This is a genomic window from Prochlorococcus marinus XMU1408, from assembly GCF_003208055.1.
In the GTDB taxonomy this organism is placed as follows: Bacteria; Cyanobacteriota; Cyanobacteriia; order PCC-6307; family Cyanobiaceae; genus Prochlorococcus_B; species Prochlorococcus_B marinus_A.
Map to the genome: position 1 here is coordinate 1 of NZ_QJUE01000007.1, position 24181 is coordinate 24181.

20 protein-coding genes and 1 tRNA gene are annotated in these 24181 nt (G+C 34.3%); 7 read left to right on the forward strand and 14 right to left on the reverse strand.

The features are described from left to right. Positions 1-1020, forward strand: a 1020-nt coding sequence (locus DNJ73_RS10095; RefSeq protein WP_187152643.1) for a tetratricopeptide repeat protein, incomplete at its 5' end; no start/stop codon positions are given. A 41-nt stretch (positions 1021-1061) separates the two neighbouring features. On the opposite strand, the gene DNJ73_RS09155 is transcribed toward DNJ73_RS10095, so the two are convergent. The 8 genes from DNJ73_RS09155 to psbZ all read right to left on the reverse strand — a co-directional run bounded on the left by DNJ73_RS09155 (position 1062) and on the right by psbZ (position 7384). Next, on the reverse strand, positions 1062-1907 hold the full coding sequence (locus DNJ73_RS09155) for a shikimate dehydrogenase family protein (protein WP_158467412.1): 846 nt from the start codon (positions 1905-1907) through the stop codon (positions 1062-1064). A gap of 14 nt (positions 1908-1921) precedes the next feature. Next, the gene (gene aroF, locus DNJ73_RS09160) at positions 1922-2815 is read right to left on the reverse strand and encodes a 3-deoxy-7-phosphoheptulonate synthase (RefSeq protein ID WP_158467413.1); all 894 of its coding nucleotides are present in this window, start codon (positions 2813-2815) and stop codon (positions 1922-1924) included. Beyond that, positions 2815-3867: a Gfo/Idh/MocA family protein gene (locus tag DNJ73_RS09165; RefSeq protein ID WP_158467414.1), complete on the reverse strand. Its 1053-nt coding sequence runs from the start codon at positions 3865-3867 to the stop codon at positions 2815-2817. The genes aroF and DNJ73_RS09165 overlap by 1 nt, the downstream gene beginning before the upstream one ends. A 24-nt stretch (positions 3868-3891) precedes the next feature. Beyond that, complete coding sequence (locus DNJ73_RS09170; protein WP_158467415.1) at positions 3892-5238, reverse strand: glycosyltransferase family 2 protein; 1347 nt, start codon at positions 5236-5238, stop codon at positions 3892-3894. A gap of 158 nt (positions 5239-5396) precedes the next feature. Continuing rightward, entirely contained in the window at positions 5397-6185 is a 789-nt protein-coding gene (locus DNJ73_RS09175; protein WP_158467416.1) for an acylneuraminate cytidylyltransferase family protein, read from the reverse strand. A 220-nt stretch (positions 6186-6405) separates the two neighbouring features. Continuing rightward, positions 6406-6477, reverse strand: a tRNA-Gly gene (locus tag DNJ73_RS09180). An 84-nt stretch (positions 6478-6561) separates the two neighbouring features. After that, positions 6562-7038 carry a 6,7-dimethyl-8-ribityllumazine synthase gene (gene ribH, locus DNJ73_RS09185; RefSeq protein ID WP_158467417.1) on the reverse strand — a complete coding sequence of 159 codons (477 nt, stop codon included), beginning with the start codon at positions 7036-7038 and terminating at the stop codon, positions 6562-6564. Between the two features lie 103 nt (positions 7039-7141). Next, positions 7142-7384: a photosystem II reaction center protein PsbZ gene (psbZ, locus tag DNJ73_RS09190; protein WP_257473447.1), complete on the reverse strand. Its 243-nt coding sequence runs from the start codon at positions 7382-7384 to the stop codon at positions 7142-7144. A 123-nt stretch (positions 7385-7507) separates the two neighbouring features. On the opposite strand from psbZ, the gene mutS reads away from it, so the two are divergent. Continuing rightward, a complete protein-coding gene (gene mutS / locus DNJ73_RS09195) occupies positions 7508-10288 on the forward strand; it encodes a DNA mismatch repair protein MutS (protein WP_158467418.1) in 2781 nt (926 codons plus the stop codon). A 21-nt stretch (positions 10289-10309) separates the two neighbouring features. Here the strand turns inward: mutS and DNJ73_RS09200 are convergent, their stop codons facing one another. Then, entirely contained in the window at positions 10310-10942 is a 633-nt protein-coding gene (locus tag DNJ73_RS09200) for a precorrin-8X methylmutase (protein WP_158467419.1), read from the reverse strand. Positions 10943-11000: 58 nt separating this feature from the next. On the opposite strand from DNJ73_RS09200, the gene holA reads away from it, so the two are divergent. Beyond that, a complete protein-coding gene (gene holA / locus DNJ73_RS09205; protein WP_158467420.1) occupies positions 11001-12029 on the forward strand; it encodes a DNA polymerase III subunit delta in 1029 nt (342 codons plus the stop codon). Between the two features lie 27 nt (positions 12030-12056). Next, positions 12057-13823 (forward strand): aspartate kinase, encoded by a 1767-nt coding sequence (locus DNJ73_RS09210; RefSeq protein ID WP_158467421.1) that lies wholly within the window; start codon positions 12057-12059, stop codon positions 13821-13823. 7 nt (positions 13824-13830) lie between these two features. On the opposite strand, the gene uvrB is transcribed toward DNJ73_RS09210, so the two are convergent. Together uvrB and DNJ73_RS09220 are read right to left on the reverse strand one after the other, a co-directional pair. Beyond that, on the reverse strand, positions 13831-15867 hold the full coding sequence (gene uvrB / locus DNJ73_RS09215) for an excinuclease ABC subunit UvrB (RefSeq protein WP_158467422.1): 2037 nt from the start codon (positions 15865-15867) through the stop codon (positions 13831-13833). 90 nt (positions 15868-15957) lie between these two features. After that, positions 15958-16737 (reverse strand): DUF561 domain-containing protein, encoded by a 780-nt coding sequence (locus DNJ73_RS09220; protein ID WP_158467423.1) that lies wholly within the window; start codon positions 16735-16737, stop codon positions 15958-15960. A 130-nt stretch (positions 16738-16867) separates the two neighbouring features. On the opposite strand from DNJ73_RS09220, the gene tilS reads away from it, so the two are divergent. Next, positions 16868-17848, forward strand: coding sequence for a tRNA lysidine(34) synthetase TilS (gene tilS, locus DNJ73_RS09225; protein WP_158467496.1), 981 nt, complete (start codon positions 16868-16870; stop codon positions 17846-17848). Between the two features lie 15 nt (positions 17849-17863). Here tilS and DNJ73_RS09230 read toward each other — a convergent pair whose 3' ends face one another. The 3 genes from DNJ73_RS09230 to DNJ73_RS09240 form a co-directional block, all read right to left on the reverse strand. Then, on the reverse strand, positions 17864-19813 hold the full coding sequence (locus tag DNJ73_RS09230) for a ribonuclease J (protein WP_158467424.1): 1950 nt from the start codon (positions 19811-19813) through the stop codon (positions 17864-17866). A gap of 70 nt (positions 19814-19883) precedes the next feature. After that, positions 19884-20792 carry a 4-hydroxy-tetrahydrodipicolinate synthase gene (dapA, locus tag DNJ73_RS09235; protein WP_158467425.1) on the reverse strand — a complete coding sequence of 303 codons (909 nt, stop codon included), beginning with the start codon at positions 20790-20792 and terminating at the stop codon, positions 19884-19886. Further along, positions 20785-21822 (reverse strand): aspartate-semialdehyde dehydrogenase, encoded by a 1038-nt coding sequence (locus DNJ73_RS09240; protein WP_158467426.1) that lies wholly within the window; start codon positions 21820-21822, stop codon positions 20785-20787. The genes dapA and DNJ73_RS09240 overlap by 8 nt, the downstream gene beginning before the upstream one ends. A gap of 153 nt (positions 21823-21975) precedes the next feature. Between DNJ73_RS09240 and tig the strand changes: the two genes are divergently transcribed. Together tig and clpP are read left to right on the forward strand one after the other, a co-directional pair. Further along, positions 21976-23394, forward strand: coding sequence for a trigger factor (tig, locus tag DNJ73_RS09245; RefSeq protein ID WP_158467427.1), 1419 nt, complete (start codon positions 21976-21978; stop codon positions 23392-23394). 44 nt (positions 23395-23438) lie between these two features. Continuing rightward, positions 23439-24095 carry an ATP-dependent Clp endopeptidase proteolytic subunit ClpP gene (gene clpP / locus DNJ73_RS09250; RefSeq protein ID WP_158467428.1) on the forward strand — a complete coding sequence of 219 codons (657 nt, stop codon included), beginning with the start codon at positions 23439-23441 and terminating at the stop codon, positions 24093-24095. Positions 24096-24181: the final 86 nt, after the last annotated feature.

Below are 24181 nucleotides of genomic sequence, written 5' to 3' on the forward strand. Positions count from 1 at the left end.
GAAGGTAATGGAAATTTAAAAGAAGCAGAATTTTACACACGTAAAGCAATAGATATCGACCCTAGTTATCCAGATGCTCATTATAATTTGGCTCATATTCTGCTCAAAGGAAAAGAATTTAGTGAGGGCTGGAACGAACATGAGTGGCGATGGAAAATGACAAATAAAACCATAAATTGCGGTAGTCAACTACAAACGAGTAAGCCGAATTGGTCACCTGATCGTAGAGGTCGACTTTTGTTATGGCCAGAACAAGGTCTCGGTGATGAAATAATGTTTTTATCGCTTATTCCAGATTTAGTTGATTATGTAGATCAACTAATTATTCAAACTGATCCAAGATTAATCCCTCTTTTACGCAGATCACTGGATCAAGAAAAAATTAAATATATTCCCAAAAAAGAAATGATCGATGAAACAAAATATGATTTTCATATCGCTATGGGATCACTTCCTAAGTTCCTAAGAACTTCTTTGAATGATTTCAAAGTATCCAAGCAATTGATGCTTAAAGTTGATCAAGTCAGATCTAATCAATTACGCGAACAGTTAACTGATCATCGGTTTCAAAAAATTGTTGGTATTTCTTGGAAGTCAAAATCTATTAGTAAAAAAAATAAATCCTTATCTCTTGAACAATTTATACTTAGCATTTATTCACCAGATATTAGATTTGTTTGCCTTCAGTATGGCGAAGTAACAGAAGAAATTGAATATATCAAAAAGAAATATAATATTGAAATTTGTGAAGTAAAAGAAGTTGATAAATATAACGATATTGATGGTCTTTCCGCATTAATTAAGGCTTGTGACGAAGTTGTATCTATTCACAATGTCACGGTGCCCTTAGCCGGAGCTCTAGCTGTGAAAACAAAAGTATTGACTGTCTATAACAACGCTTGGTGGTGGGGAATAGATGATAAGGATAGTTACTGGTACCCTTCGATAAAGCTCTATAGACAAAATCAAAATGGAGAGTGGGAACAAGCCTTAAAGCAAATAAAAATTGAACTTCAATGATTTATTGAATATAAAATAATAAAATTATTTTGTATAAACTATTAACCGATCATGGATTGTTGTATATTTGCGATTGATTCATCTACATTGGTTGCATATTTAAAAGCAATTGCAGCTTGCATAAGATTCATATCTATACCATTACAGTAATTAATTTTTTTATCTTTAGCCCATAAAAGTAACTTAGTTAATGAAGGAGTATGTATCACATCAAAGATACCAATTGGTTTATTATGAGTATCAACTAAATCAAGAGAAATTGGAGAAAAATCTAAATTTTGATAATCACCAAGACTAGTACAATTAATTAATAATGTTTGATTAGTAAGATATTTATGTCGATCATTCCATTTAATATAATTAACATTTTTAAATCTAGAAAAAAATAAATTATCTTTATTTCTCGATGTTGCACATAACTCTATACCGGGATAATCAGTCAATAAAAATTCAGACAAAAAAGCAATGACAGCTTTTCCAACTCCACCAACCCCTAAAATTAAAATTTTTTGCGGTAATACTTCACGATTAAAAAATATGGAATTTACACTAGATACTGCTGCAAGACCATCTGTATTAGCACCACATAAGACACCAGATTTATTTCTATATAAACAATTAATAGCTCCTAATCTAGATGTGGCCTCATCTTTAAGAGAGTTTTGAAGTATTTCAGCGACTTTTTCTTTATAGGGAAAAGTCACACTTCCTCCTTGGAAATTATTATCAAATTTAAGTTTTTCAATTAAAGTATTTAATTCACTTTCGTTAGAAATATCACATGCTTTCATTTCACAATTAATTTTGTAATTTTTATATGCTTTATTCCATAAACTTGGAGATCTAGCTCCTTTACTTGGCGAAATACCAATTATTAGAGAAAACATTAATTCAGCGTAATTTATCTTCCACTTCCAACTGTAACCTCACAAGCATCTCCTAAACGTTTGAGTTGCATCATTAAATCATTAAATTCTAAATAATCTATAGCCTGCAAAGGATCAACAGCCGCCTGACTAGGATCAGGGTGAACCTCAATCATTAATCCATTAGCACCAACAGCTACTGATGCTTTTGCCAACTTTGGAACCCAAGGCCTCCAAAAACATGCATGAGATGGGTCAGTTACAACTGGAAGGTGAGTAACTTCTTGCGCTGCGGGTACTACCTGTAAATCCAACAAAAATCTTGAGGTTGAGCGATGCGTATGTGGAGCAACTATTCCTCTTTCACAAAGTATCACTCTCTTATTACCCTCTACTAAAATATATTCTGCAGCTCCAAGCCAATCTCTCAAAGAACAACCAAAACCACGCTTAAGCATTATTGGTTTCCCGGATTTTGCACATGCAGTAAGTAATGGATAATTTTGCATATTTCTGGCTCCAATCTGAAGAATATCTGCTACTCCTCCGATCATAGAAAGATATTTTTCTTCCATAATCTCAGTAATTACAGGCATTCCAGTAATAGACTTTGCTTCAGCAAGCCATTCCAAGCCAGATTCTCTTGTTTCAGTATATTTTTCTGAACGATAAGGGAAAGTCAAAGGCTTAAAAGCTCCACCTCTAAGAAAAGAAGCTCCGCTTTTCTGAATATTTAAAGCTACATCTATAATCAACTCTTTAGACTCAACCATATTTGGTCCAGCAAAAACTGGACATTTACCTGGACCAAATTCAACATTTGCAATCTCAAAGTTCGAATAGTGTGAGCTATCTTTTTTTGCAACTAAGGGGAACTTAGATTGAATATCCTCCAATGAAATATCCTTTCCAGGGTTGCTATTTTCCATCAATTACCTAAATAATCTGAAACTGATTTGCTGTCTACATTAACCCAAGTTCGAGACTCAGAGCTTTTGTAAAGAGAATGAATAGCGCGAACTGTATTAATAGTTGAAGAAGCGGAAATTATTGGATTTTTATCGAATTTTATAGAATCGATAAAATCATAAATAACATCCTTATGAGACTCACCATACCCTGAACTTACATTGACAGATGCCTTAAGCAAGCGATCTTTCAAATCTTTGTCGAGTGAAGGCAATTCATAATCAACTATCTTATTTAATGCAACACCGCCAACTTTTACAAAACCCTTAGTTCCTGCAATAAAGATAGAAGCCTCTTTATCTTTAGGTCTTATGGCTGTTGAGGCTTCGATAGTACCAACAGATCCAGACTCAAACTGCACTAAACCTGTCATGGTATCTTCTGCTTCTAAAAGGTTAATTTGGTTTGAAGCAAAAGCTGCAACCTGCTTAAAAGGACCATTTATCCATTGCATTGCATCTATATGATGAATGGCCTGCTGATTTATTACCCCACCATCTTGTCGCCACGTGCCATGCCAACCATCATTGTAATAGTTTTGATAACGACACCAATGCAACTTAATTGAGCAAATTTTGATATCTCCCAAATATTTCTTTTCGACTAATTCCTTAGCAATCTTCATAGACTTGTTTAATCTATTTTGAAAGATGACACCATATTTCAATGAAAGACTATTAGATAAATTGATCAATTCACATAGTTCAATCTCTTTCATAGTTGCAGGCTTCTCAGTTAAAACATTTACTCCAGCTTCTAACAGTTGCTTAGAAATATGATAATGTGTTCCAGAAATCGTAGCTACAATTGCAAAATCAATACCAAAATTAATTAATTGGTCAAATGAAATTGCAACTGATAAGTTGACATGCTGTGGATGTAATTTTCTATCACATTTTTTTTTATCAATATCATATAAATAAACAATATGACCATTTTCCAATAAAGAAGAAACAAAATTATTTTTATAATGCTCATACACTCTACCTAAACCAATAATAGCAATTTTCATAAACTCGTCTAGAGAAGATTGATATTATAACTTTAACAATAAGTTAGATAATTCATCATACTCATTTTGGTTACGACACACAAATGATGAGTTTCTATTCTTTAATGAATGAGTTTTAATTTGACCTTGAAATATATTTTTATTGCGAACATTGACTGGTCTTATAATTGTAAAATATCCAATTAATGATGTTATTATCTGTCCATGCCTTTCTGTTGACGGAATTACCCAGGAAGTACCTCCAAGCATAGTCAGGTCTCCTTCTTCCCCAAACCAAGTCGCCCTAGCTTCTCTCCAACTTGCAAAGATAGTGTCCAATGGTTCATCTATCATTGTTTGAATCATTGCATCAACGACTTCATTCTCTCTAAATGGATAAATGATTTCAGCTACAGAAATTGAATCACAATAATCACCTTTAGATTCGATAGATGCCAAAGTGTATTGGAGAACATCTTCTAGAGAGGACTGAGGAGAAGACAAATGACTTGGGCGTATTACAGTTTCCAAGCCAAGCAAATCAGAAAGATCAATTTGATTATTTATATCTGTAGATAAAATTATTTTATTTATCAACTTACATTTTCTTAAACAGTTGATAGTTTTTTTAATTAAAGGAAGGTTTTTATATGTGACATCAGTTCCTTTAATGGGAACAATACAATAAGAAGTATGCTTTAAATTTTTCAGATTATTATGAGTTCTAAGCCTAGGAATTGTATCTAAAATTCTTACAATATTCTTTGCACGTTCAGGATTTAATTGATGATGAATTCCATGCCAATGAAAAACACTTGATTCTGCAACATATGCCAACTTAAAACCATTACTTATTACTTCTTCGCCCCAAATCCTATCTTCAATATTTGTGGAGATATTGGAGAAAGGATATTTATTCCATATCTCCCTTCTAAAAGCACTATTCGCATTATGAAAGAAAGAGTCTTTTGATTGAATATAACTATCAAGGCCGAATACTAAAAGAAGATCTCTTTTATCTACATCACTACTATTGCTGGTAGGTTCCTGCCTACCATAGCAGCCTGCTATGGATTTATCCTCTAGAGGCTTTATTAAATTTTCAAGCCATAAATTATTAGTAGGAATGCAATGTGCACTTAAACAGCATATCAAATCTCCTTTTGAAGCCTCTATACCTAAATTGATAGCTTTACCAGGAAAAAATTCATTAATAGTGACTATTTTTACATTAAATTTCTTACATCTTGCAATCGTTGTATCAGTAGAGCAATTATCAACAATTATCACTTCAATATTTTTATATGTTTGCTCAAAAACAGCTTCTAAACATTTTGTTATCCATGCTTCCTCATTTTTTGTTCTAATTATTATTGAACAAAGTTTATCCATCACCACTGTTACGATTACTTTTCTACTATAGTAGAAAAGATAGTTTTTGTACTTTCAGTGTAAATAAAAAGTATTTTATATATATTGACTAAAACCATACTAAGAATTAATCCTCAAATCTATTTCCAGTTAGATTTCAATAGAAATAAATAGCGAATTCAATCATAAATATGATTGAATATTTTTTTATCCAAAACCTTTTCATTTGATTGAATAATTAATTTTGCAATCGCAAGATCTTCTAAAGTATCAATATCATATGCTTCAAAATTATTAATTATATATCCAGAAGAATTTTTAAAATTAAATGTTGGTCCGGAGGAATTTTCTGCACTGATTTTTTTATTTATATATTTTTCTATAAAATAATGAGTTTCAGTAATCTTACAAGCAGGCGAACTAGCAAAAGAGAGTGGTCTATCTTGGCTTCTTTCAATGTCATATAATTTACAACCATCAATATCATATATTTGTGTTTCAATTCTTCTATCTTTCTCAGAGTAAGAAAGAAAGCTTAAAGCACTCACCCTAGGAATATGTATACTCATTATTGAATCAATATCTCTATTTTCTTTCTTCAAATCAATCATCTTCCTTATAGATAGTGGTGTCAGGAACGGATTGGTAGGGGGCTTAAAAATAATAATTTCGGGTAAATCACAATTATTTTTAATCAATTCATACAAAACATGAACAATCACACTGATTGAGGTACTTTTAGCCGAAGATAAATTAGATGGTCTTAAGAAAGGGACTTCAACACCTAAAGATTCGCAATAATTTGCTATTTCAGTAGAATCAGTACTCACTATAATTCCAACATCATCTAATAACGATGCAGCCTTAATTGAATAATAGATAAGTGGCTTTCCATTTAATAATGAAAGATTTTTATTAGGTACTCTTGTCGATCCTCCTCGTGCAGGAATAATAATTAGTGACTTCATATTTTTTTAATTAACATTTTCATGAATTTTCTAAATTATATACTCACCAAAGTTAACATAGAAATTAATATTTGATTAGTATACTAGTCGATCTAAATAAAGGAAGTTTGATTGAAAAATTATCTTAAATCAAAACCAGAAACTAATTATTAAATATTAAAGAATTCTCTTATTAAAGAGTTAACAAACTTAATTATCTTAAGTCAAATTTATTCATTTAAGCGGATGAAGAGATTCGAACTCTCGACATTCTCCTTGGCAAGGAGATGCTCTACCACTGAGCTACATCCGCAAAAAGGCTTTTAGATCCTAGTGTATTAGCATGCCTCAAAAGAGGTGTTGTGGTCAAATTGTTTTTTTAATTAGACAAATTTATTTAATTTATAGCTTTCATCAAAGAACCCATTTCTAATGCTTGCAATGCATAACTCCATCCAAGATTATTCTTAATCCCAGCCCTCTCTAAAGCTTGCTGCATGCTATCTGTTGTTAAAACCCCGAAAACAATTGGAACTCCAGTTTCTCTTGAGACGGTTGCTATACCTTTACTAGCCTCGGATACCACAACATCAAAATGAGGAGTGTCTCCCCGGATAACCGCTCCCAGGGTAATTAAGACCTCATAATTACCAGTTCGAGCAAGTGTTTGAGAAATAATTGGTAATTCAAACGATCCAGGAACCCAAGCTATATCAAGTTGTTTGCTGGTCTCTGAGACATCTATGCCATGTCGAGATAAACAATCAAGGCATCCGCTTAAGAGCTTATTAGTAATTAGATCGTTAAATCTAGCAATAACAATAGCTACTCTTAAAGAAGATGATTTTTCAAAGGTACCCTCTATTGTCGCCATTTTTTCAAGGCTTTTAATACCTATTAACAGTAACCTCTAGTGAGTAAATTTAAAACATCAATTAAAAATTAGTCTTTATAAGCAATTCAAATTAAATATTTTCCTACACACTCATTTGATGAGTGATGTATTCACCTACTAAAGCTTGGAGAAGTACAAGATGGAACCAGACCCCTGCCAAAATTTCAATCTTTTTGATGTTTGGATTTCTATTGTCCTCAGGATTACTTTGGGTCATGTAGAAAACTGGAACACCAATTACCAAGAGCAATGAAGAGAATAAAAGTGCGTTCGCAACGATTGAATTAATAGCCAGCATGATTGAAGCTGCAGAAAAGTTTCTCAATGTTCAATAATTCTCCCATGTAAGTGTTTGTTTGACGTATTACTCTTCATATTTGTAGTGAGGCTTCACATGCAAAAAAAATAAATTCTTCTAATATAACTTGATTAAAGAGCGAGTAATTAAATGGCTGCCAGCCAAAACCCTATACAAGGCAGTCTTTTTGGAGGAAACGAGCAGAGCTGTATTAATGAATCTGAGCAAGCTAATACTTCAAAAATAGACAACGAAAGTCTTTCACATCAACAATTAAAAGATGACGCATCGCGAAGACCTCGCTTAAAAAAGGCATCTACTGAGCCAAATAAGATCACTGATATTGATGAATTTACAAATACTGAAATTGAAGAACCCAAATGGTCACACCACAATTTGCCAAATATTGATGATCTAACTCCTGCCTTGAGGCATTATGTAGAACTTAAGATAGAAAATCCTGAAAGAGTACTGCTTTATAGGCTTGGAGATTTTTTCGAGTGTTTTTTTGAAGATGCAATAAAAATCTCTCAAATTCTGGAAATAACACTCACAAGTAAAGAAGGAGGTAAAAAAATTGGAAAAGTCCCTATGGCGGGAATTCCTCACCATGCATCTGATCGTTATTGCACAGAGCTTATTAAAAAAGGTTTATCAATTGCTATTTGTGATCAACTTGAAGCTGCTCCAACAAAAGGCAATAAATTAATAAAGAGAGGAATTACTCGATTAATAACCCCTGGAACAATTTTAGAAGAAGGGATGCTAAGGGCTAAACACAATAATTGGCTAGCATCTGTTCTCATAAAATCTACTTCTAAGTCTGAGATAATTAGCTGGTCATTAGCAAAGATAGATGTAAGCACCGGTGAATTTATTGTTCAAGAAGGTAAAGAAGTTAATAACTTACGTCAAGAATTGATCAAATTAAAAGCAGCTGAAGTTATTTCAGAAAAAAATTCTATTTCTAATAAAAGATGGTACGAAGGAATAACAGCCATAACAGAATTTAATCAAACCGCATTCTCTAATTTAGAAGCTGAAACGACTATTAAAAATCATTATTGTTTAAATAATATTGACGGGTTAGGTATAAATCAAAATTCACTATTAATCAGAACAGTTGGGGGGTTAATAGCATATTTGAACAAAACTCATCCCAACCTTAGTGCTGAAACCGGAAATAAAATAAAAACAAATATATGCATTGACTACCCTCAAATAAAAAATAATCAAGTTGGTTTAATAATAGATAATCAAACAAGGAGAAATTTAGAAATAACTTCAACTCAAAAAAATGGACAATTTAACGGTTCATTACTCTGGGCAATTGATAAAACATTAACTGCAATGGGGGGTAGATGTATTAGGAGGTGGGTAGAAGAACCTTTAACAGATATTTACTCAATTGAAAATAGACAGAAAATCATTGGATTACTAGTCAAATCAACCACTTTAAGAAGAAATATCAGGAAAATACTAAGAGCTATGGGTGATTTAGAGCGTCTTTCAGGCAGGGCAGGAGCCCAACAATCTGGAGCAAGAGATTTAGTTGCTATCGCAGAAGGGATTAACCGTTTACCTGTAATTAAAAAATATCTTAATGATCCAATATTTGAAAATGCTAAGTATTTTGAACCAATTATAAATTTAGATAAGAGATTAATAGAAATTGCATCAAAAATAAATGACCAAATCATAGATAATCCTCCCCTTAGCCTAACAGAGGGTGGTATATTTTATGATGGTATAGATCCTATACTTGATGGACTTCGTAATCAACTTGATGATCATAATTCATGGCTAAAATCTCAGGAATTGCAAGAAAGAAAAAATAGTAATATAAATAATCTAAAACTTCAATATCATAGGTCGTTTGGATACTTTTTAGCAGTAAGTAAGGCAAAATCAATAAATGTTCCTGAACACTGGATCAGAAGGCAGACCTTAACTAATGAAGAACGTTTTGTGACACCAGGTCTCAAAGAAAGAGAAGGTAAAATCTTTCAAGTTAGAGCACGAATATCACAACTTGAATATGAAATTTTTTGTAATCTTAGAATACTTGTTGGTAAACAAGCAAATATTATCAGAAAAGCTGCAAAAGCAATTTCTTGCTTAGATGTTTTATCTGGACTAGCGGAATTAGCTGCTACAAATGATTATGTTCAGCCTAAAATAGTAGATAATCAAGATCAAAATAAATCGAGAAAGTTATCTATTATAGGTGGTCGTCATCCAGTCGTTGAGCAAATTCTAGTTGATACAGTTTTCGTACCTAATGACATAGAACTTGGCTGTAAGACTGATTTAATAATACTTTCAGGTCCAAATGCAAGTGGAAAAAGTTGTTACTTAAGACAAGTAGGTCTGTTGCAAATCATGGCTCAAATCGGTAGTTGGATACCAGCTAAATCTGGAACTTTGGGCATTGCTGATCAACTTTTCACACGCGTTGGAGCAGTAGATGATTTAGCAGCAGGTCAATCAACATTTATGGTTGAAATGATTGAAACAGCATTTATTCTGAATAAAGCCACCGAAAAATCATTAGTTTTATTAGATGAAATTGGACGAGGAACATCAACTTTTGATGGCTTATCTATTGCCTGGTCAGTAAGCGAATTTTTAGCAACTAAAATAAAAAGTCGTTCAATATTTGCAACTCATTATCATGAGTTGAATCAGATTTCTGAATATATTGATAATGTAGAAAATTACCAAGTTTTAGTAAAACATAATAATAATTCACTTTCTTTCCTTCACAAAGTTGAAAAAGGAGGAACAAATAAAAGCTATGGAATTGAAGCTGCTCGCCTTGCAGGAGTCCCAATAGAAGTCGTCAATAATGCAAAAAAGGTATTAAATAGTCTTGAAAAAAATAATACTAATACAATTCAAATCACCAATCCAATTAAAAGACAAATTTAGAATAAACCTTAGATTTTCTTTTTAATTATCAGCAACTCTTAATAATGAATTGATCGTTGCTGCTGCTAAAGAGGCTCCTCCTTTAGACCCCTCCAAGACAATATATGGACATTCACTTTTCAATAATCGGTTTTTACTTTCAGACACACCAATAAATCCTACTGGCATACCAATAATTAAACTAGGCTTTTTATAACCTTTCTCAACAAGATCTAATATAGAAATTAAAGCTGTTGGCGAACTCCCAATAACAACTATTGGAGAATGCAATAAGTGATCTTTCTCCTCAAAATCCAACCATATATTTCTCATGCCAATTGCACTTCTAGTTGTCCACGTTGAAGCAATAGACTCTGGAGCCATTCCTAATATGCATTGAATATCTGAGTTTATAGTTCTTTTAGCCATAGGAGATATAGCCGCCTTAGCCATATAAGTATCAGTCAAAATCATTGCACCATTCTGCAATGCATTAATAGCGTCATCACAAGCACTGGGACTAAACCTCAAACATGACTGCAAGCTAAAGTCACCACTAGAGTGAATAATTCGTTCTAAGATTGATTGCTGAGCATGATCTAGTCCTGTCAACCATAGTTTTGATCTTATGTATTTAACACTTTCTAGAAAAATCGGATGTTCTGGTGTTTTCACTGTTAAATTTCTTTGGCTAATTTAAGATCAAATCTTTTTAACAACATATATCTTCAAAATGCCAATACATTTAATATGGGGAGATGATTATGAAGGCAGTAATAGGGAAATCGAAGGAATAATTCAAACATTAATTGATCCAGCATGGAAAAGTTTTAACTATAGTCAAATCGATGGAAATGATCCAAAACAAAATTTCAGAGCACTTGAAGAAGTTCAAAGTGCTCCTCTAGGAAATGGAAACAGAATTGTACTTGTGAGAAGAAGTCCTTTTTGCAACGCTTGTTCTATCGAACTTGCAAATAAACTTGAACAAACTATTAAATTAATTCCAGATAATACATATCTAATTTTAAATAATTCCAATAAACCTGATAAAAGACTTAAAACTACTAAATTAATACAAAAAAGTATTCAATCTAATCCCCTCTCTACCGAAAAAAGTTTTGTTCTACCACTACCGTGGGATCTCAATGGACAAAGAAATTTAGTTAAAAATATTGCGCGCAACTTAAATTTAAAAATTAATCATGCAACAATTGATTTAATAGTAGAAAGTATAGGTAGTGACAGCTCTTTAATTAATACTGAACTTCAAAAACTTGCATTATTATCAGAAGCATCTAACGACAATTTGAATACAAATGGGGAACAAGAAATCACAAAAAATCTAGTTGAAAAACTAATTCAAAATAATTCAACTAATGCACTTGATATTGCAAGTCTTTTACTTCAAGGAGAAATAATTATTGCTTTAAATAAAATCAAATCATTGCTTGATAGTGGAGAGCCGTCTTTAAGGTTAATTACAACATTGACTGGTCAAGCAAGAGGATGGCTGTGGGTAAATTTATTAGATTCTGAAGGAAATCAAGACGTCAAAGAAATTGCCAAACTTATTGGTATTGCTAATCCTAAACGTATTTTTGTAATCCGCAAACAAATTCAAGGTAAATCATTCGAAAAACTCCTTGGATTAATGAAAAAACTGTTAATAATCGAAGCCTTAATAAAATCAGGGACAAATCCAATGGATGCTTTTAAAGATAATCTGCTAACAGAAAGTAAAATTATGACTAATAGCTGAAATAATTAATAAGTTAACTAGAGATCAATGACATTGCTGGTTCAAAAATTTGGCGGCACCTCTCTGGGAAGCATTGAGCGAATTAAAGCTGTCGCGCAAAAAATCAAATCAAGTAAAGAAAAGGGAAATGATCTTGTAGTTGTTGTTTCTGCAATGGGACATACAACTGATGAATTAACAAATTTAGCCTCGCAAATAACCATTCATCCACCTCATCGAGAAATGGATATGCTCCTGGCGACTGGAGAACAGGTTTCAATATCACTCTTAACAATGGCCCTTAATGAATTAGGCACACCAGCAATCTCATTAACTGGAACTCAGGCAGGAATCATCACAGAATCTGCCCATGGAAGAGCAAGAATACTTGAGATAAGAACAGATAGAATAAAAAATCTTTTAGAGCAAAGCAAAACAATTGTTATTGCAGGTTTCCAAGGAACCAGTCTTGGCATAGGAGGAATAGCTGAAATCACAACTTTAGGAAGAGGAGGTTCTGACACATCTGCAGTAGCTTTAGCAGCAGCTTTGGAAGCTGAAAAATGTGAAATTTATACTGATGTGCCTGGGGTATTAACAACTGATCCCAGAATTGTTAAAAATGCACAATTAATGAAAAGTATTAGTTGTGATGAAATGTTAGAACTAGCAAGCCTTGGAGCTGCTGTGTTACACCCTCGAGCAGTTGAAATAGCAAGAAATTTTGGAGTCACTCTTGTAGTGAAATCTAGTTGGGACAACCTTGATGGAACTACGCTAACTAGTAAAAAAAATCATATTATTTCTAAAGGTGGAATAGAGCATCGTAGTCCTGTAGATGGTTTAGAGCTTTTAGAGCATCAAGCAGTTATTGCACTTTCAAATATTCCAGATAGGCCAGGAATCGCAGCTGATCTATTTGAAACTCTTTCTGCAGGAGGAGTGAATGTAGATCTTATTATTCAAGCAACACACCAAATCAACTCAAATGATATTACGTTTACTGTTGCAGAAAATGAATTAGATAATGCACATGCTCAATGTAAAAAACTAATTAATACAATTGGAGGTGAAATATCTTCCCAAAAGAACCTTACTAAATTAAGTATTTATGGTGCAGGAATTATGGGAAGACCTGGAATAGCATCTTCTCTCTTCCAAACTCTTTCCGATTCAGGTATAAATATACGACTTATAGCAACAAGTGAAGTGAAAGTAAGTTGTGTTATTGATGCAGAGTCAGGAAAAAAAGCATTACGTAGTGTCGGAGATTTTTTTAAACTTAATGACAAACAAGTTACTCTTAATCCTATAAATGAAAATAACAAGGAGCCAGAAGTCAGAGGAATAGCTTTAGATAAAGATCAAATTCAAGTTAGTGTAAAGAATGTTCCAGATAAGCCGGGTACTGCGTCTTCAATATGTTCCACTTTAGCTGAGAAAAATATCAGCCTTGATACAATAGTTCAATCAGAAAGAAAGCATAAGGATAAGACTAAGGATATAAGTTTCACATTGAAGAAAAATGATAGAAGCGAGGCTAAATTTGCTCTAGAAGAACTAATATCTGATTGGAAAGGCTCAAAGATAGAGGAAGGAAATGCAATAGTTAGAATTAGTGCAGTAGGTTCTGGAATGCCTTTCACAAAAGGGACAGCAGGTAAAATATTTAGAGCTCTAGCAAATCAAAACATCAATATCGAAATGATTGCTACTAGCGAGATAAGAACAACTTGTATTATCTCAGAAAAATATGGTGAAATAGCTTTAAATGAAATACATTCATGTTTTCATTTAGGAAAGAATGATATCTAAAAATAGATTAATTACCTACTAATCTATGTCTTAATTTCTTAATACGATCTCTAAGAACTGCCGCCTTTTCAAAATCTAGATCTTTAGCAGTTGTTTTCATTTTAGATTCCAATTTTTCAATTAACTCAGGCAGAGCATCTAAAGATAAACCAGAATCCAAATCATTAGAACTATGATCAATTAACTTATCTGCAATATCAACAAAGTCATCGGAGTTTCCATCTTGATTTAATCTTCTAGATAGCTCTAAAAATGAAAGAATTGAATTATTGGCTTTCTTACCAGCTGGTTTAGGAGTTATGCCATTCTTGATATTATAAATTTCTTGTATTTCACGTCGCCTTTCCGTTTCACTTATGGCTTTAGACATAGAGTCTGTCATTTTATCAGCATAAAGCAAAGCTAAACCTTCCACATGCCTTGCTGCCCTACCAATAGTTTGAATCAAAGATCTTTCTGCTCTTAAAAATCCCTCTTTATCAGCATCAAGTATTACTACAAGTGAAACTTCGGGTAAATCTAAGCCTTCTCTTAACAAATTAACTCCTACCAAAACATCGTATTCTCCAAGTCTTAAATCTTGAATAATTTCAATTCTTTCTATTGAATGAATCTCTGAATGTAAATAGCGAACTCTTATTTTATTCTCAGACAAATAATCAGTGAGATCTTCCGCCATTCTTTTTGTTAAAGTTGTAACAAGTATTCTTTGATTTTTGGATGCCCTTTTTCTAATCTCAAAAAGTAAATCTTCAACCTGCCCATTGGTTGGTCTTACTTCAACTAGAGGATCTAAAACACCGGTTGGTCTGATCACTTGTTCAACTATATTTCCTGTACTTTGAGATAATTCCCAATCGCCAGGAGTAGCACTTATGAAAACTGTTTGTTGTGCTTTTTGCCAGAATTCAACATCTTTCAGAGGACGATTATCAGCCGCACTTGGTAATCTAAATCCATGGTCTATTAATACTTTTTTTCTTGACTGATCACCATTATACATAGCTCTTAATTGAGGACAAGTAACATGACTTTCATCAATAAGTAACAACCAATTTTTAGGGAAATAATCAATAAGACACTCTGGCGCAGAGCCTGGATCTCTCCCAGATAAATGACGGGCATAGTTTTCAACTCCATTACAATAACCAACTTCTTTTAACATTTCTAAGTCATATATTGTTCGTTGTTCTAACCTTTGTGCTTCAAGTAATTTACCTTCTTGATTAAGAAATTCTAATCTATCTTTTAATTCTTTTTTTATTTCTTTAATTGCAGATTCTAAGCGATCCTTTGGTGTTACAAAATGTTTTGCAGGATAAATATTAATCGACTCAAGTTTAGTCAGGATTTCTCCAGTAGTTGGATCAACATAACTAATACTTTCCACTTCATCTCCAAATAATTCAAGTCTAACTAATCTGTCATCATATGCTGGTCCTATTTCTAAAACATCTCCTCTAACTCTAAATCTACCTCTACTTATTTCTACATCATTACGAGTATATTGATTAGAAACTAATGATCTAAGGCACAATCGTAAATTAATACTTTGACCAACTTTAAACTTTACAGAAGCCTTTAAATATTCGCTTGGAATTCCTAAGCCATAAATACAACTAATTGAAGCTACCACTATTACATCATCTCGTTCAAACAAAGATCTAGTTGCGGAGTGGCGTAACATATCAATTTCTTCATTAATTGAAGATGTCTTAGCTATGTATGTATCACTAACTGGAACATAGGCTTCAGGCTGATAATAATCATAATAAGAAATAAAGTATTCAACCGCATTATCAGGAAAAAATTCTCTTAACTCATTACATAATTGAGCTGCAAGTGTTTTATTATGAGCTAAAACTAATGAAGGCCTCCCAGTTTGAGCAATTAAATTAGCTATCGTAAAGGTCTTACCAGTACCAGTTGCGCCTAAAAGTGTTTGAAACTTTTCACCATCATTTATACCTCTAACAAGACCTTTAATAGCATCAGGTTGATCACCTTTTGGTACATATGGAGCTTGGAGTTTATATTCAGGCATATTCTTAATAAATGATCAAAAAAGATAAATTTATTGATTTCATATTCGCGAAATTTGCAATCAAAAAAGTTCTAACTCACGTTATAAAATTCATTTATTAATCGTGGAAGCGAATTCAAAGGAATTTAAAGCCTGACGTAGACTTTTTACAGTAGCAATCATTGCTAATTGACTATTCAATTTATTAACAGCTGAGCCGATACCGACACCAGAAGCTCCTACTGATATAGCCATTGGGACAGTAACTTCAGAGAGTCCAGACGCACAAATCACAGGCACATCACTATGATTACTGTTCAAAGCAGCTGTGATAGCAAAAGTGGCTGCCAACGTAGGTGATGCTTTTTCTATTAAACCTAAAGTTCCAGGACTGATTGGATGAGAACTCGTCCCTCCCTCTGTCTGAACCAAGTCGACCCCTTTATCAACTAAATCTAACGCTAATTGAGCTTGACTATCTAAAGGCAAAACATGTGGAACAGTAACTGACAAAACAACTTCAGGTAAAAGTCGTCGAGATTCCACTGCTAAAGACAACACCTCTTCAGCCGAGAAAAAACGCCCATCTGGATAAAAAGAATCAAAATTCCCAATCTCAATAATTGATGCTCCTGCTTTAACAGCTTCAGGAAAAAGTTTTGGTTCCACCGAACTTACACAAACAGGAAGATTAGAAGCTTCCACTGCTAACTCTACTAATTCTGGCTCACAAGCAATATCTAATAAATCCGCACCTCCAAGACCTGCAGCTTTTGAAATTCGAAATACTGACTCTGGATTAAAATTACTCAAACCAGAAATTACTTTCAATAAAGATCTATGTTGAATACTCTTTTGAAGTGAAACGGGCAAAGTCTGCAAAAGTGTCATAAAAACATCAACTATTAATCTGATTGTGACACTGACTCAGCAAAAGAACTAACAAAATGCTAATAGAGCTCTGAAACCAAAGCAAATGTCACAATCTGACCCAAATCAAAGGTCTTGGAGCAAATGGCATATGCGTTTGCACAAAAGGCTCAAACAAAATAAATCTCTGCTTCCAAGTAACTCAACTCTTCTTTTAGCTGTATCTGGGGGACAAGATTCAATGGCCCTTCTGAAATTAATTACTGATTTAAAAAAGCTATATAACTGGCAAATCGAAATATGGCATGGCGATCACCAATGGCATAGAAAATCTGAAAAAATAGAAAACGAGCTAAAACTTTGGTGTCTTAATAAGCAAATATCATTTCACTCTAATCAAGCAAATAAAGAAGAAGCAAGTAATGAAGAGAAAGCTAGAAACTGGAGATATCAAAACCTAATAATGAAAGCCAAATTATTATCATCAGAAAATATAAATTTTCCTTGTCAAAGAATATTAACAGGGCATACCGCTACTGATCGTGCAGAAACAATCATTATGAATCTAGCTAGAGGAAGTGATCTGATTGGTCTAAGTACACTTAAAGAACAAAGAGTTTTAGATAAAAATCTCAATTTAGCTAGGCCTTTTCTAATATTTAACAGAAGAGAAACTCTCGAAATTTGTAAGGAGTTTAATTTACCAATTTGGATTGATCCTTCAAACACAAATATAAATTTAACAAGAAATAGAATTAGAAATGAAATTTTACCAATTTTAAATTCAATATATAAAGGCGCAGATTCAAGAATTGCATATGTAGCTAATAGACTTGAAAGTTATAGCGAAGACCAACAATCATTTGCAAAAATAGCAATAGAATTTTGCAAGGGAGAGCATATAAATTCGCTATCACGAAAAAAACTAATAGATTTCACAAACTCAATTAGAAAAATAATCCTTTCTAATTGGTTGAAAATGTTAGGAGTTAAAAGAATAACAGCTCTACAAATCGAAGAAATAAATAACAAGATATCTCGAAACAAGCCACCTGGAACTATCCATCTTCATGGAGACTTCCTTGTAAGTTGGGACAAAGAAAATATTAATGTATCAAACAAGACTAATTAATAATAATTGTGCCTATTAGCTAATTGCTGATCTACGTCGTCTTGTTCTTCCAGATGGCATTTCTTCAGAATTAGATTCGCTATTGGATTTTTGTTCCGTTGGTGAACTTGTCTCTTTATTTGCTACCGATGCATTTGTTGACTTAGAAGCTGTATCAGCAATTTTCTTAACTGCTGATCGTGACTCTGACTGTTGATCAAGTTGTGGTTTATATGCACGAGTTCCGCCAGGAGCAGGTTGAACAAGGCAAAGTATTAATGGCTCAGCTTGAACCTCTCTTCTCAATCTTCGAGATAGTCCTGATTCAACTTCTCTTTGCAAACCAATCCAATCGACCTCAACTGACTTGCCTCCTGTCTTAAGAACAAGCTGTTTCCATCGATTTTCTAAAACCCAATTAATTTCTCTTTCAGTCCAATTAACCATTGTTTTAGCATCAACATTAGTTATGACTCCACGAAGATTCACCCTTGGTGGTGCAACCATTACGCCATCAGTACTAATCGGAGTGAGAACCGTGATAACTCCATCATCAGCAAGTTGCTGCCGCTCTTTTAGTACACGAGTATCGACAACACCTGTTCTAGAAGAATCTAGTAATTCAACTCCTGATTTAACTGGCGAACCTTGAACGAGAGAATCAGGTCTTAATTCAGCAACGTCCCCATTTTCCATGACTAATACGTTTTCCGGATGAACTCCCATCGATACAGCCGTTTTTCCATGAAGAACTTGCATTCTGTACTCACCATGCACTGGAATAAAGAATTTAGGTCTAGTTAATCCAAGCATCCATTTTTGATCTTCTTGACAGCCATGACCTGAAACATGGATACCCTTATCTTTTCCATAGATAACTTTTGCACCCAGTTTTATTAATTTATCAATCGTATGCATTACAGAAATAGTATTTCCAGGAATAGGACTAGCGGAAAAAATGACTGTATCACTGGTTTTTAACTGAACATGTTGATGCTCACCTCTGGCGATACGACTCAATGCAGCCATTGATTCTCCCTGGCTGCCTGTCATCAATAAAAAAGTCTCTCTATCGGGCAAATCTCTTATCTGTTTAATTGGAAAAAATAAATCATCAGGGAAGCGCATATATCCAAGTTCTCTTGCTTTACCAACCACATTCAACATTGAACGACCTAGCAAGCCAACTTTTCTACCATTTTTCATGGCTAACTCTAAAAGCATTGCTACACGATGAGTAGAACTAGCAAAAGTAGTCACCATTACTCTTCCCTCAGCAGTAGCTATATATCTATCTAAATTTGGAAAAACAGAATATTCAGAAGGCGTGAATCCTGTAACTTCTGAGTTAGTTGAATCAGATAGAAGGCAAAGAACACCTTGATCACCATAGTGTGCCATCCTTGCTAGATCTGAAGGCTGACCATCAGGCGGCGTATGGTCAAACTTGAAATCTCCTGTAAAAAATACTACCCCCACTGGAGTAGTTACGGCAAAGGAATAACTATCTGAAATTGAATGTGTATTTCGTACAAATTCAACTGAGAAATGTTGCCCAACTTTGATAACTTCTCTAGGTCCACATACTTGTATGGTTGTTCTATCAGCAACACCTGCTTCCTCCATTTTCCCTCTAAGCATAGACATTGCTAAGGGAGGACCATAAATAATAGGAATATTAAAGTTCTTTAAATGATGAGAAATACCTCCAATATGATCTTCATGCCCATGAGTTACTACCAAGCCTCTTATTCGGCTTTGATTTTCACGTAAATAAGTAGTGTCAGGCATGACTACATTGACACCATGCATGCCATCAGTCGGGAAAGCCAGACCCGCATCAAGAATCATGATGTCGTCACCATATTCAAAAACGCAAGTATTTTTGCCAATTTCTCCTAGGCCGCCTAAAGGAATAATCCTCAAACAAGGAGATTTTGATTGAGCATTTTTTGAACTTTGAGAATTCATTGAACTTGATGTCATGGAAATTTATGTAAAAAACTTGGTTGTTACTTAAATGAAAGTAAGGTGGTCTCGAATACAAGAGAATCGATCAGATCAACCTCATAGAAGAAAGTATCTTCAAGAGTTCTTCTTTCATTTCGCTGTTTAAAGAGACTAGAGGACTTCGAGGAGGTCCAACAGACCAACCGATTAATTGAAGTGCCGTTTTAATAGGTATTGGATTAGTTGTTGCAAAAAGGGATTTGAAAAGAGGTTGTAATTTCTCGTGCAAATAAAGTGCCTCAGCGTATTTGCCCTCTAAAAAACTCTCTATAATTTTTTTCAAACTAGGACCAACTAAATGACTTGCAACACTAACAACACCTACTGCTCCTACTGAAAGCATTGGCAAAAGCAAAGCATCATCACCGCTATAAATAGCTAAACCTTCTCCACAATAGTTTCTTAATTGAGTCACTTCCTCTGTTGTTCCGCTTGCAGCTTTAAAACTGACTACATTACTGCAATCCATAAGCTTACTTACAATACTAGGCGATATCGAACACCCTGTCCTCCCAGGAATGTTATAGAGCATCAAAGGTAACTTTGGAGCTGCATTTGCAATTGAGCGAAAATGAACTTCTAATCCTTCTTGAGGTGGTTTGTTGTAGTAAGGAACAACCACTAAAGCACCATCAGCGCCTGAATTAGCTGCTTCCTTTGTAGCTTCGATTGCCTCAGAAGTCGAATTACTTCCTGTCCCAGCCAAAACTTTAGCTCTTGAGCCTAAAGAATTTCGCACTGTTTCAAGCATCTTTTGTTGTTCTTGCCAAGTTAAAGTCGGAGACTCTCCGGTAGTTCCGCATACAACGATGCCATCTGAACCTTGATCTACTAAATAATTAGCCAAATCAGCAGCCAGACCGTAATCTACCCGCCCCGTTTCATCAAAGGGAGTAACCATTGCAGTTAATATCCTTCCAAAAGGTGCAGGAGACAATAAAGCTGACTTACTCATGGTTTTTTGGTAATAGAAGTTCAGCAATTTGAACTGCATTGAGCGCTGCGCCTTTGCGGATTTGATCTCCACACAACCATAGTTCCAAAGCATTTGGGTTACTTATATCCTGCCTTATTCGACCTACAGATATAGGGTCCCTACCAGTTACATCTAGTGGCATAGGAAAACGATTGTTTTCAAAATCCTCAAGTATTTCAACTCCAGGTGCAGATTCCAAAATTTCATAAGCCTCTTTTATCGGAAAAGGCTGAGTAAATTCAATATTTACCGCTTCAGAATGGGCTCTAAAAACTGGAACTCTTACACATGTTGCAGTCAATGAAAGCGAAGGATCACCAAGGATTTTTCGAGTTTCATTAACCATTTTCATTTCTTCCTCGCAATAATTATTTGATTGCAAAGGTGAATTATGCAAAAAAAGATTATATGCCAAAGAATATGGAAGAACTTTACTTTTTGGAGTTAATCCATCTAAAACTTCTTGACTTAATTTTTTTAATTCTTCCATTGCCATTGCACCAGCCCCACTTGCAGATTGATAAGTTGAGACAACAATCCGCTTAATAGGAATTCGCCTTGTCAATGGAGCAAGAACCAAAGCTAATAAAATAGTTGTGCAATTAGGATTAGCAATTAACCCTTTATGCTTACTTAAATCGTCAGGGTTGACTTCAGGAACAATCAAAGGAACATCATTTTCCATTCGAAATGCACTTGAATTGTCAATCATCAAAGCTCCCGAGCTGAGAATTGCATCTTTCCACTTACGAGATATAGAACTGCCAGCTGAAGCTAAAATTAAATCTACATTCTTAAAACTCTCTTGAGTTGTTTCTTCAACTTTCAACTCAGTGCCACAAAAATTCTGAATCTCTCCTGCTGAACGATGCGATGCTAGTAAAGTTAATTTATCAATAGGAAAAGATCTCTCTTCAAGCAAAGCTAATAATTCTTTACCCACAGCTCCACTCGATCCAAGGATCGCAACTGTGAGAGGTCTCTCTGGTAGAAGAAATTGTGGGTCCAAACTTGATAAAGAAATTAAAAAGGGTTAACAAAAAAATTTTTCTTATTGGAAAAATCAACAAATAACAAATTTTTCGATGCTTTTTAGGCCACAATAGCTTTGGAAGTGAACTAACGCTTTCTTACGCTAACCAAATTTGAGAATTCCGTTTCAATGAGTGCTGCAAAATTAAAAGTAAAAACCAGTTCAAAACCTAATAGCAGAATTGCTGTAGAGGTAGAGGTTCCCGCAGATCGATGCCAAAATAGTTACAACGAAGCTTTAAGCAAACTCAGCAGATCCATCTCAATCCCTGGGTTTCGAAAAGGTAAAGTCCCAAAAGCAGTGGTGATTCAACAACTGGGAGTCAAAAGAATACAAGCATCCGCATTAGAATCACTTTTACAAACAATATGGACAGAAACATTAGATCAAGAGGGAATTGAACCTTTATGTGAACCAGAACTCGAAGAGGGTTTTGAAACTATGTTGGAAAACTTTAACCCAGAAAAAATTCTTACATTAAAACTTGAAACTGACATATCCCCTATTCCAACTTTAAAAAAATATTCAGGCCTAACTGCAGAAGTAGAGACATTAATATTTGACCCAAAGAAAGTTGATGAACTCATTGAGCAATCCCGCGCTCAACTAGCAACTAAGGTGCCAGTTAGTGATCGTGCCGCAAAAAAAGGAGATATTGCGCTAGTAAGCTTTAAAGGAAGATTCTCAGATGATGGAAGTGAAATTGAAGGTGGAAAAGCAAATTCAATTGAAATAGAACTTGAGGAAGGTCGCATGATCCCTGGATTTATAGAGGGAGTGATTGGAATGAATATCAACGATGAAAAAGTTTTAAAGTGCGAATTTCCTAAGGATTACCATCAAGAAGATGCAAAAGGAAGAAAAGCTGAATTTAATGTCACTCTGGAAGATTTAAAAATCAAAGAGTTACCTGAAGTAAATGATGAATTTGCAAAGCAAGCAAGTGATAAAGACAACTTGGCGGATCTTCGCTCAGATCTTGAAAAAAGGCTTAAAGAAGATAACGATAAAAAACAAGCACAAAATCGACAGGATTCACTTCTTAACGCTTTGGTAGAAGAGCTTGAAGTGGAATTACCAAAAAGTCTTATTGATCAAGAAGTGCGCATAATTGTTGAACAAACAGCTCAAACTTTTGCCCAACAGGGAATTGATGTCAAATCAATGTTTACTCCAGAGCTTGTGAAATCGCTAATGGAGTCTTCAAAAGGCGAAGCAGAGAAAAAACTTCGTCAAAAACTTGCTTTAAATGCTTTGGCGAAATCAGAAAAAATTGAAGTATCAGAAAACGAAATCAATTCAAAGCTTAAAGAAGTAGAGGCTGATATCAAATTTTCAAAGGAACAAAATATCGATGCGAATCGTATAAGAGAGGCTGTTGCTGATGATTTATTACAAGAAAAATTATTTATTTGGCTTGAGGACAATAATACTGTGTTAGAGAAAGCTCCAGACAAAAGTAAATATCAAACCAAGGAGAAAAGTTCTAAAAAGAAAACAACAAAAACAAATAAAGAAAAGAAAAGTTCTAAAACACCCAAATCCTAGATTCTCCGCATAGATTAAAAGTGTTAGCTAACTAAACTTTTAAGTTGATTGAAGCCAAACGTAATCATCCCATTAATAGTTTTTGGAATAACTCCTGTTTGCTTTCTGGACCAGGAGTGCTACCAACAGTAATTGAACAATCAGGTCAAGGAGATCGTGCATTTGATATTTATTCTCGATTACTTCGTGAAAGAATCATCTTTCTAGGAACCGATGTAAACGATCAAGTAGCTGATGCATTGGTAGCCCAAATGCTTTTTTTAGAAGCTGATGACCCAGAAAAAGATATTCAGTTATATATTAATTCCCCTGGAGGATCAGTTACGGCTGGGCTAGCTATTTATGACACCATGCACCAAATCAGTCCTGATGTCATAACAATTTGTTATGGACTTGCAGCAAGCATGGGCGCTTTTCTTCTTTCTGGAGGGACCAAAGGGAAAAGACTTGCATTGCCAAATTCCAGGATAATGATCCATCAACCTCTTGGTGGAGCTCAAGGTCAAGCTGTAGAAATTGAAATTCAAGCAAAAGAAATTCTATACTTAAAAGAGACTCTGAATTCGCTCTTGGCTGAGCATACTGGACAAAATATTGAAAAGATTTCAGAAGACACCGACCGAGACCACTTCCTTTCTCCCGCAGAAGCGGTTGAATATGGCCTGATCGACAAAGTAGTTTCCAATCTCAACTCCATATGAATCATTAAGGAAAGCTGACAAGTCACTAATCCTCAATGATCCTATTAATTGAGACTGAATAATATTCATGATCGGTCTATCAAACC

Excerpts from the sequence above, each read along its gene's own strand:
- DNJ73_RS09155 (WP_158467412.1), bottom strand. The coding sequence starts at position 1,907 with ATGTTTTCTCTAATAATTGGTATTTCGCCAAGTAAAGGAGCTAGATCT.
- aroF (WP_158467413.1), bottom strand. The coding sequence starts at position 2,815 with ATGGAAAATAGCAACCCTGGAAAGGATATTTCATTGGAGGATATTCAA.
- DNJ73_RS09165 (WP_158467414.1), bottom strand. The coding sequence starts at position 3,867 with ATGAAAATTGCTATTATTGGTTTAGGTAGAGTGTATGAGCATTATAAA.
- DNJ73_RS09170 (WP_158467415.1), bottom strand. The coding sequence starts at position 5,238 with ATGGATAAACTTTGTTCAATAATAATTAGAACAAAAAATGAGGAAGCA.
- DNJ73_RS09175 (WP_158467416.1), bottom strand. The coding sequence starts at position 6,185 with ATGAAGTCACTAATTATTATTCCTGCACGAGGAGGATCGACAAGAGTA.
- ribH (WP_158467417.1), bottom strand. The coding sequence starts at position 7,038 with ATGGCGACAATAGAGGGTACCTTTGAAAAATCATCTTCTTTAAGAGTA.
- mutS (WP_158467418.1), top strand. The coding sequence starts at position 7,508 with ATGGCTGCCAGCCAAAACCCTATACAAGGCAGTCTTTTTGGAGGAAAC.
- holA (WP_158467420.1), top strand. The coding sequence starts at position 11,001 with ATGCCAATACATTTAATATGGGGAGATGATTATGAAGGCAGTAATAGG.
- DNJ73_RS09210 (WP_158467421.1), top strand. The coding sequence starts at position 12,057 with ATGACATTGCTGGTTCAAAAATTTGGCGGCACCTCTCTGGGAAGCATT.
- uvrB (WP_158467422.1), bottom strand. The coding sequence starts at position 15,867 with ATGCCTGAATATAAACTCCAAGCTCCATATGTACCAAAAGGTGATCAA.
- DNJ73_RS09220 (WP_158467423.1), bottom strand. The coding sequence starts at position 16,737 with ATGACACTTTTGCAGACTTTGCCCGTTTCACTTCAAAAGAGTATTCAA.
- tilS (WP_158467496.1), top strand. The coding sequence starts at position 16,868 with ATGCGTTTGCACAAAAGGCTCAAACAAAATAAATCTCTGCTTCCAAGT.
- DNJ73_RS09230 (WP_158467424.1), bottom strand. The coding sequence starts at position 19,813 with ATGACATCAAGTTCAATGAATTCTCAAAGTTCAAAAAATGCTCAATCA.
- dapA (WP_158467425.1), bottom strand. The coding sequence starts at position 20,792 with ATGAGTAAGTCAGCTTTATTGTCTCCTGCACCTTTTGGAAGGATATTA.
- tig (WP_158467427.1), top strand. The coding sequence starts at position 21,976 with ATGAGTGCTGCAAAATTAAAAGTAAAAACCAGTTCAAAACCTAATAGC.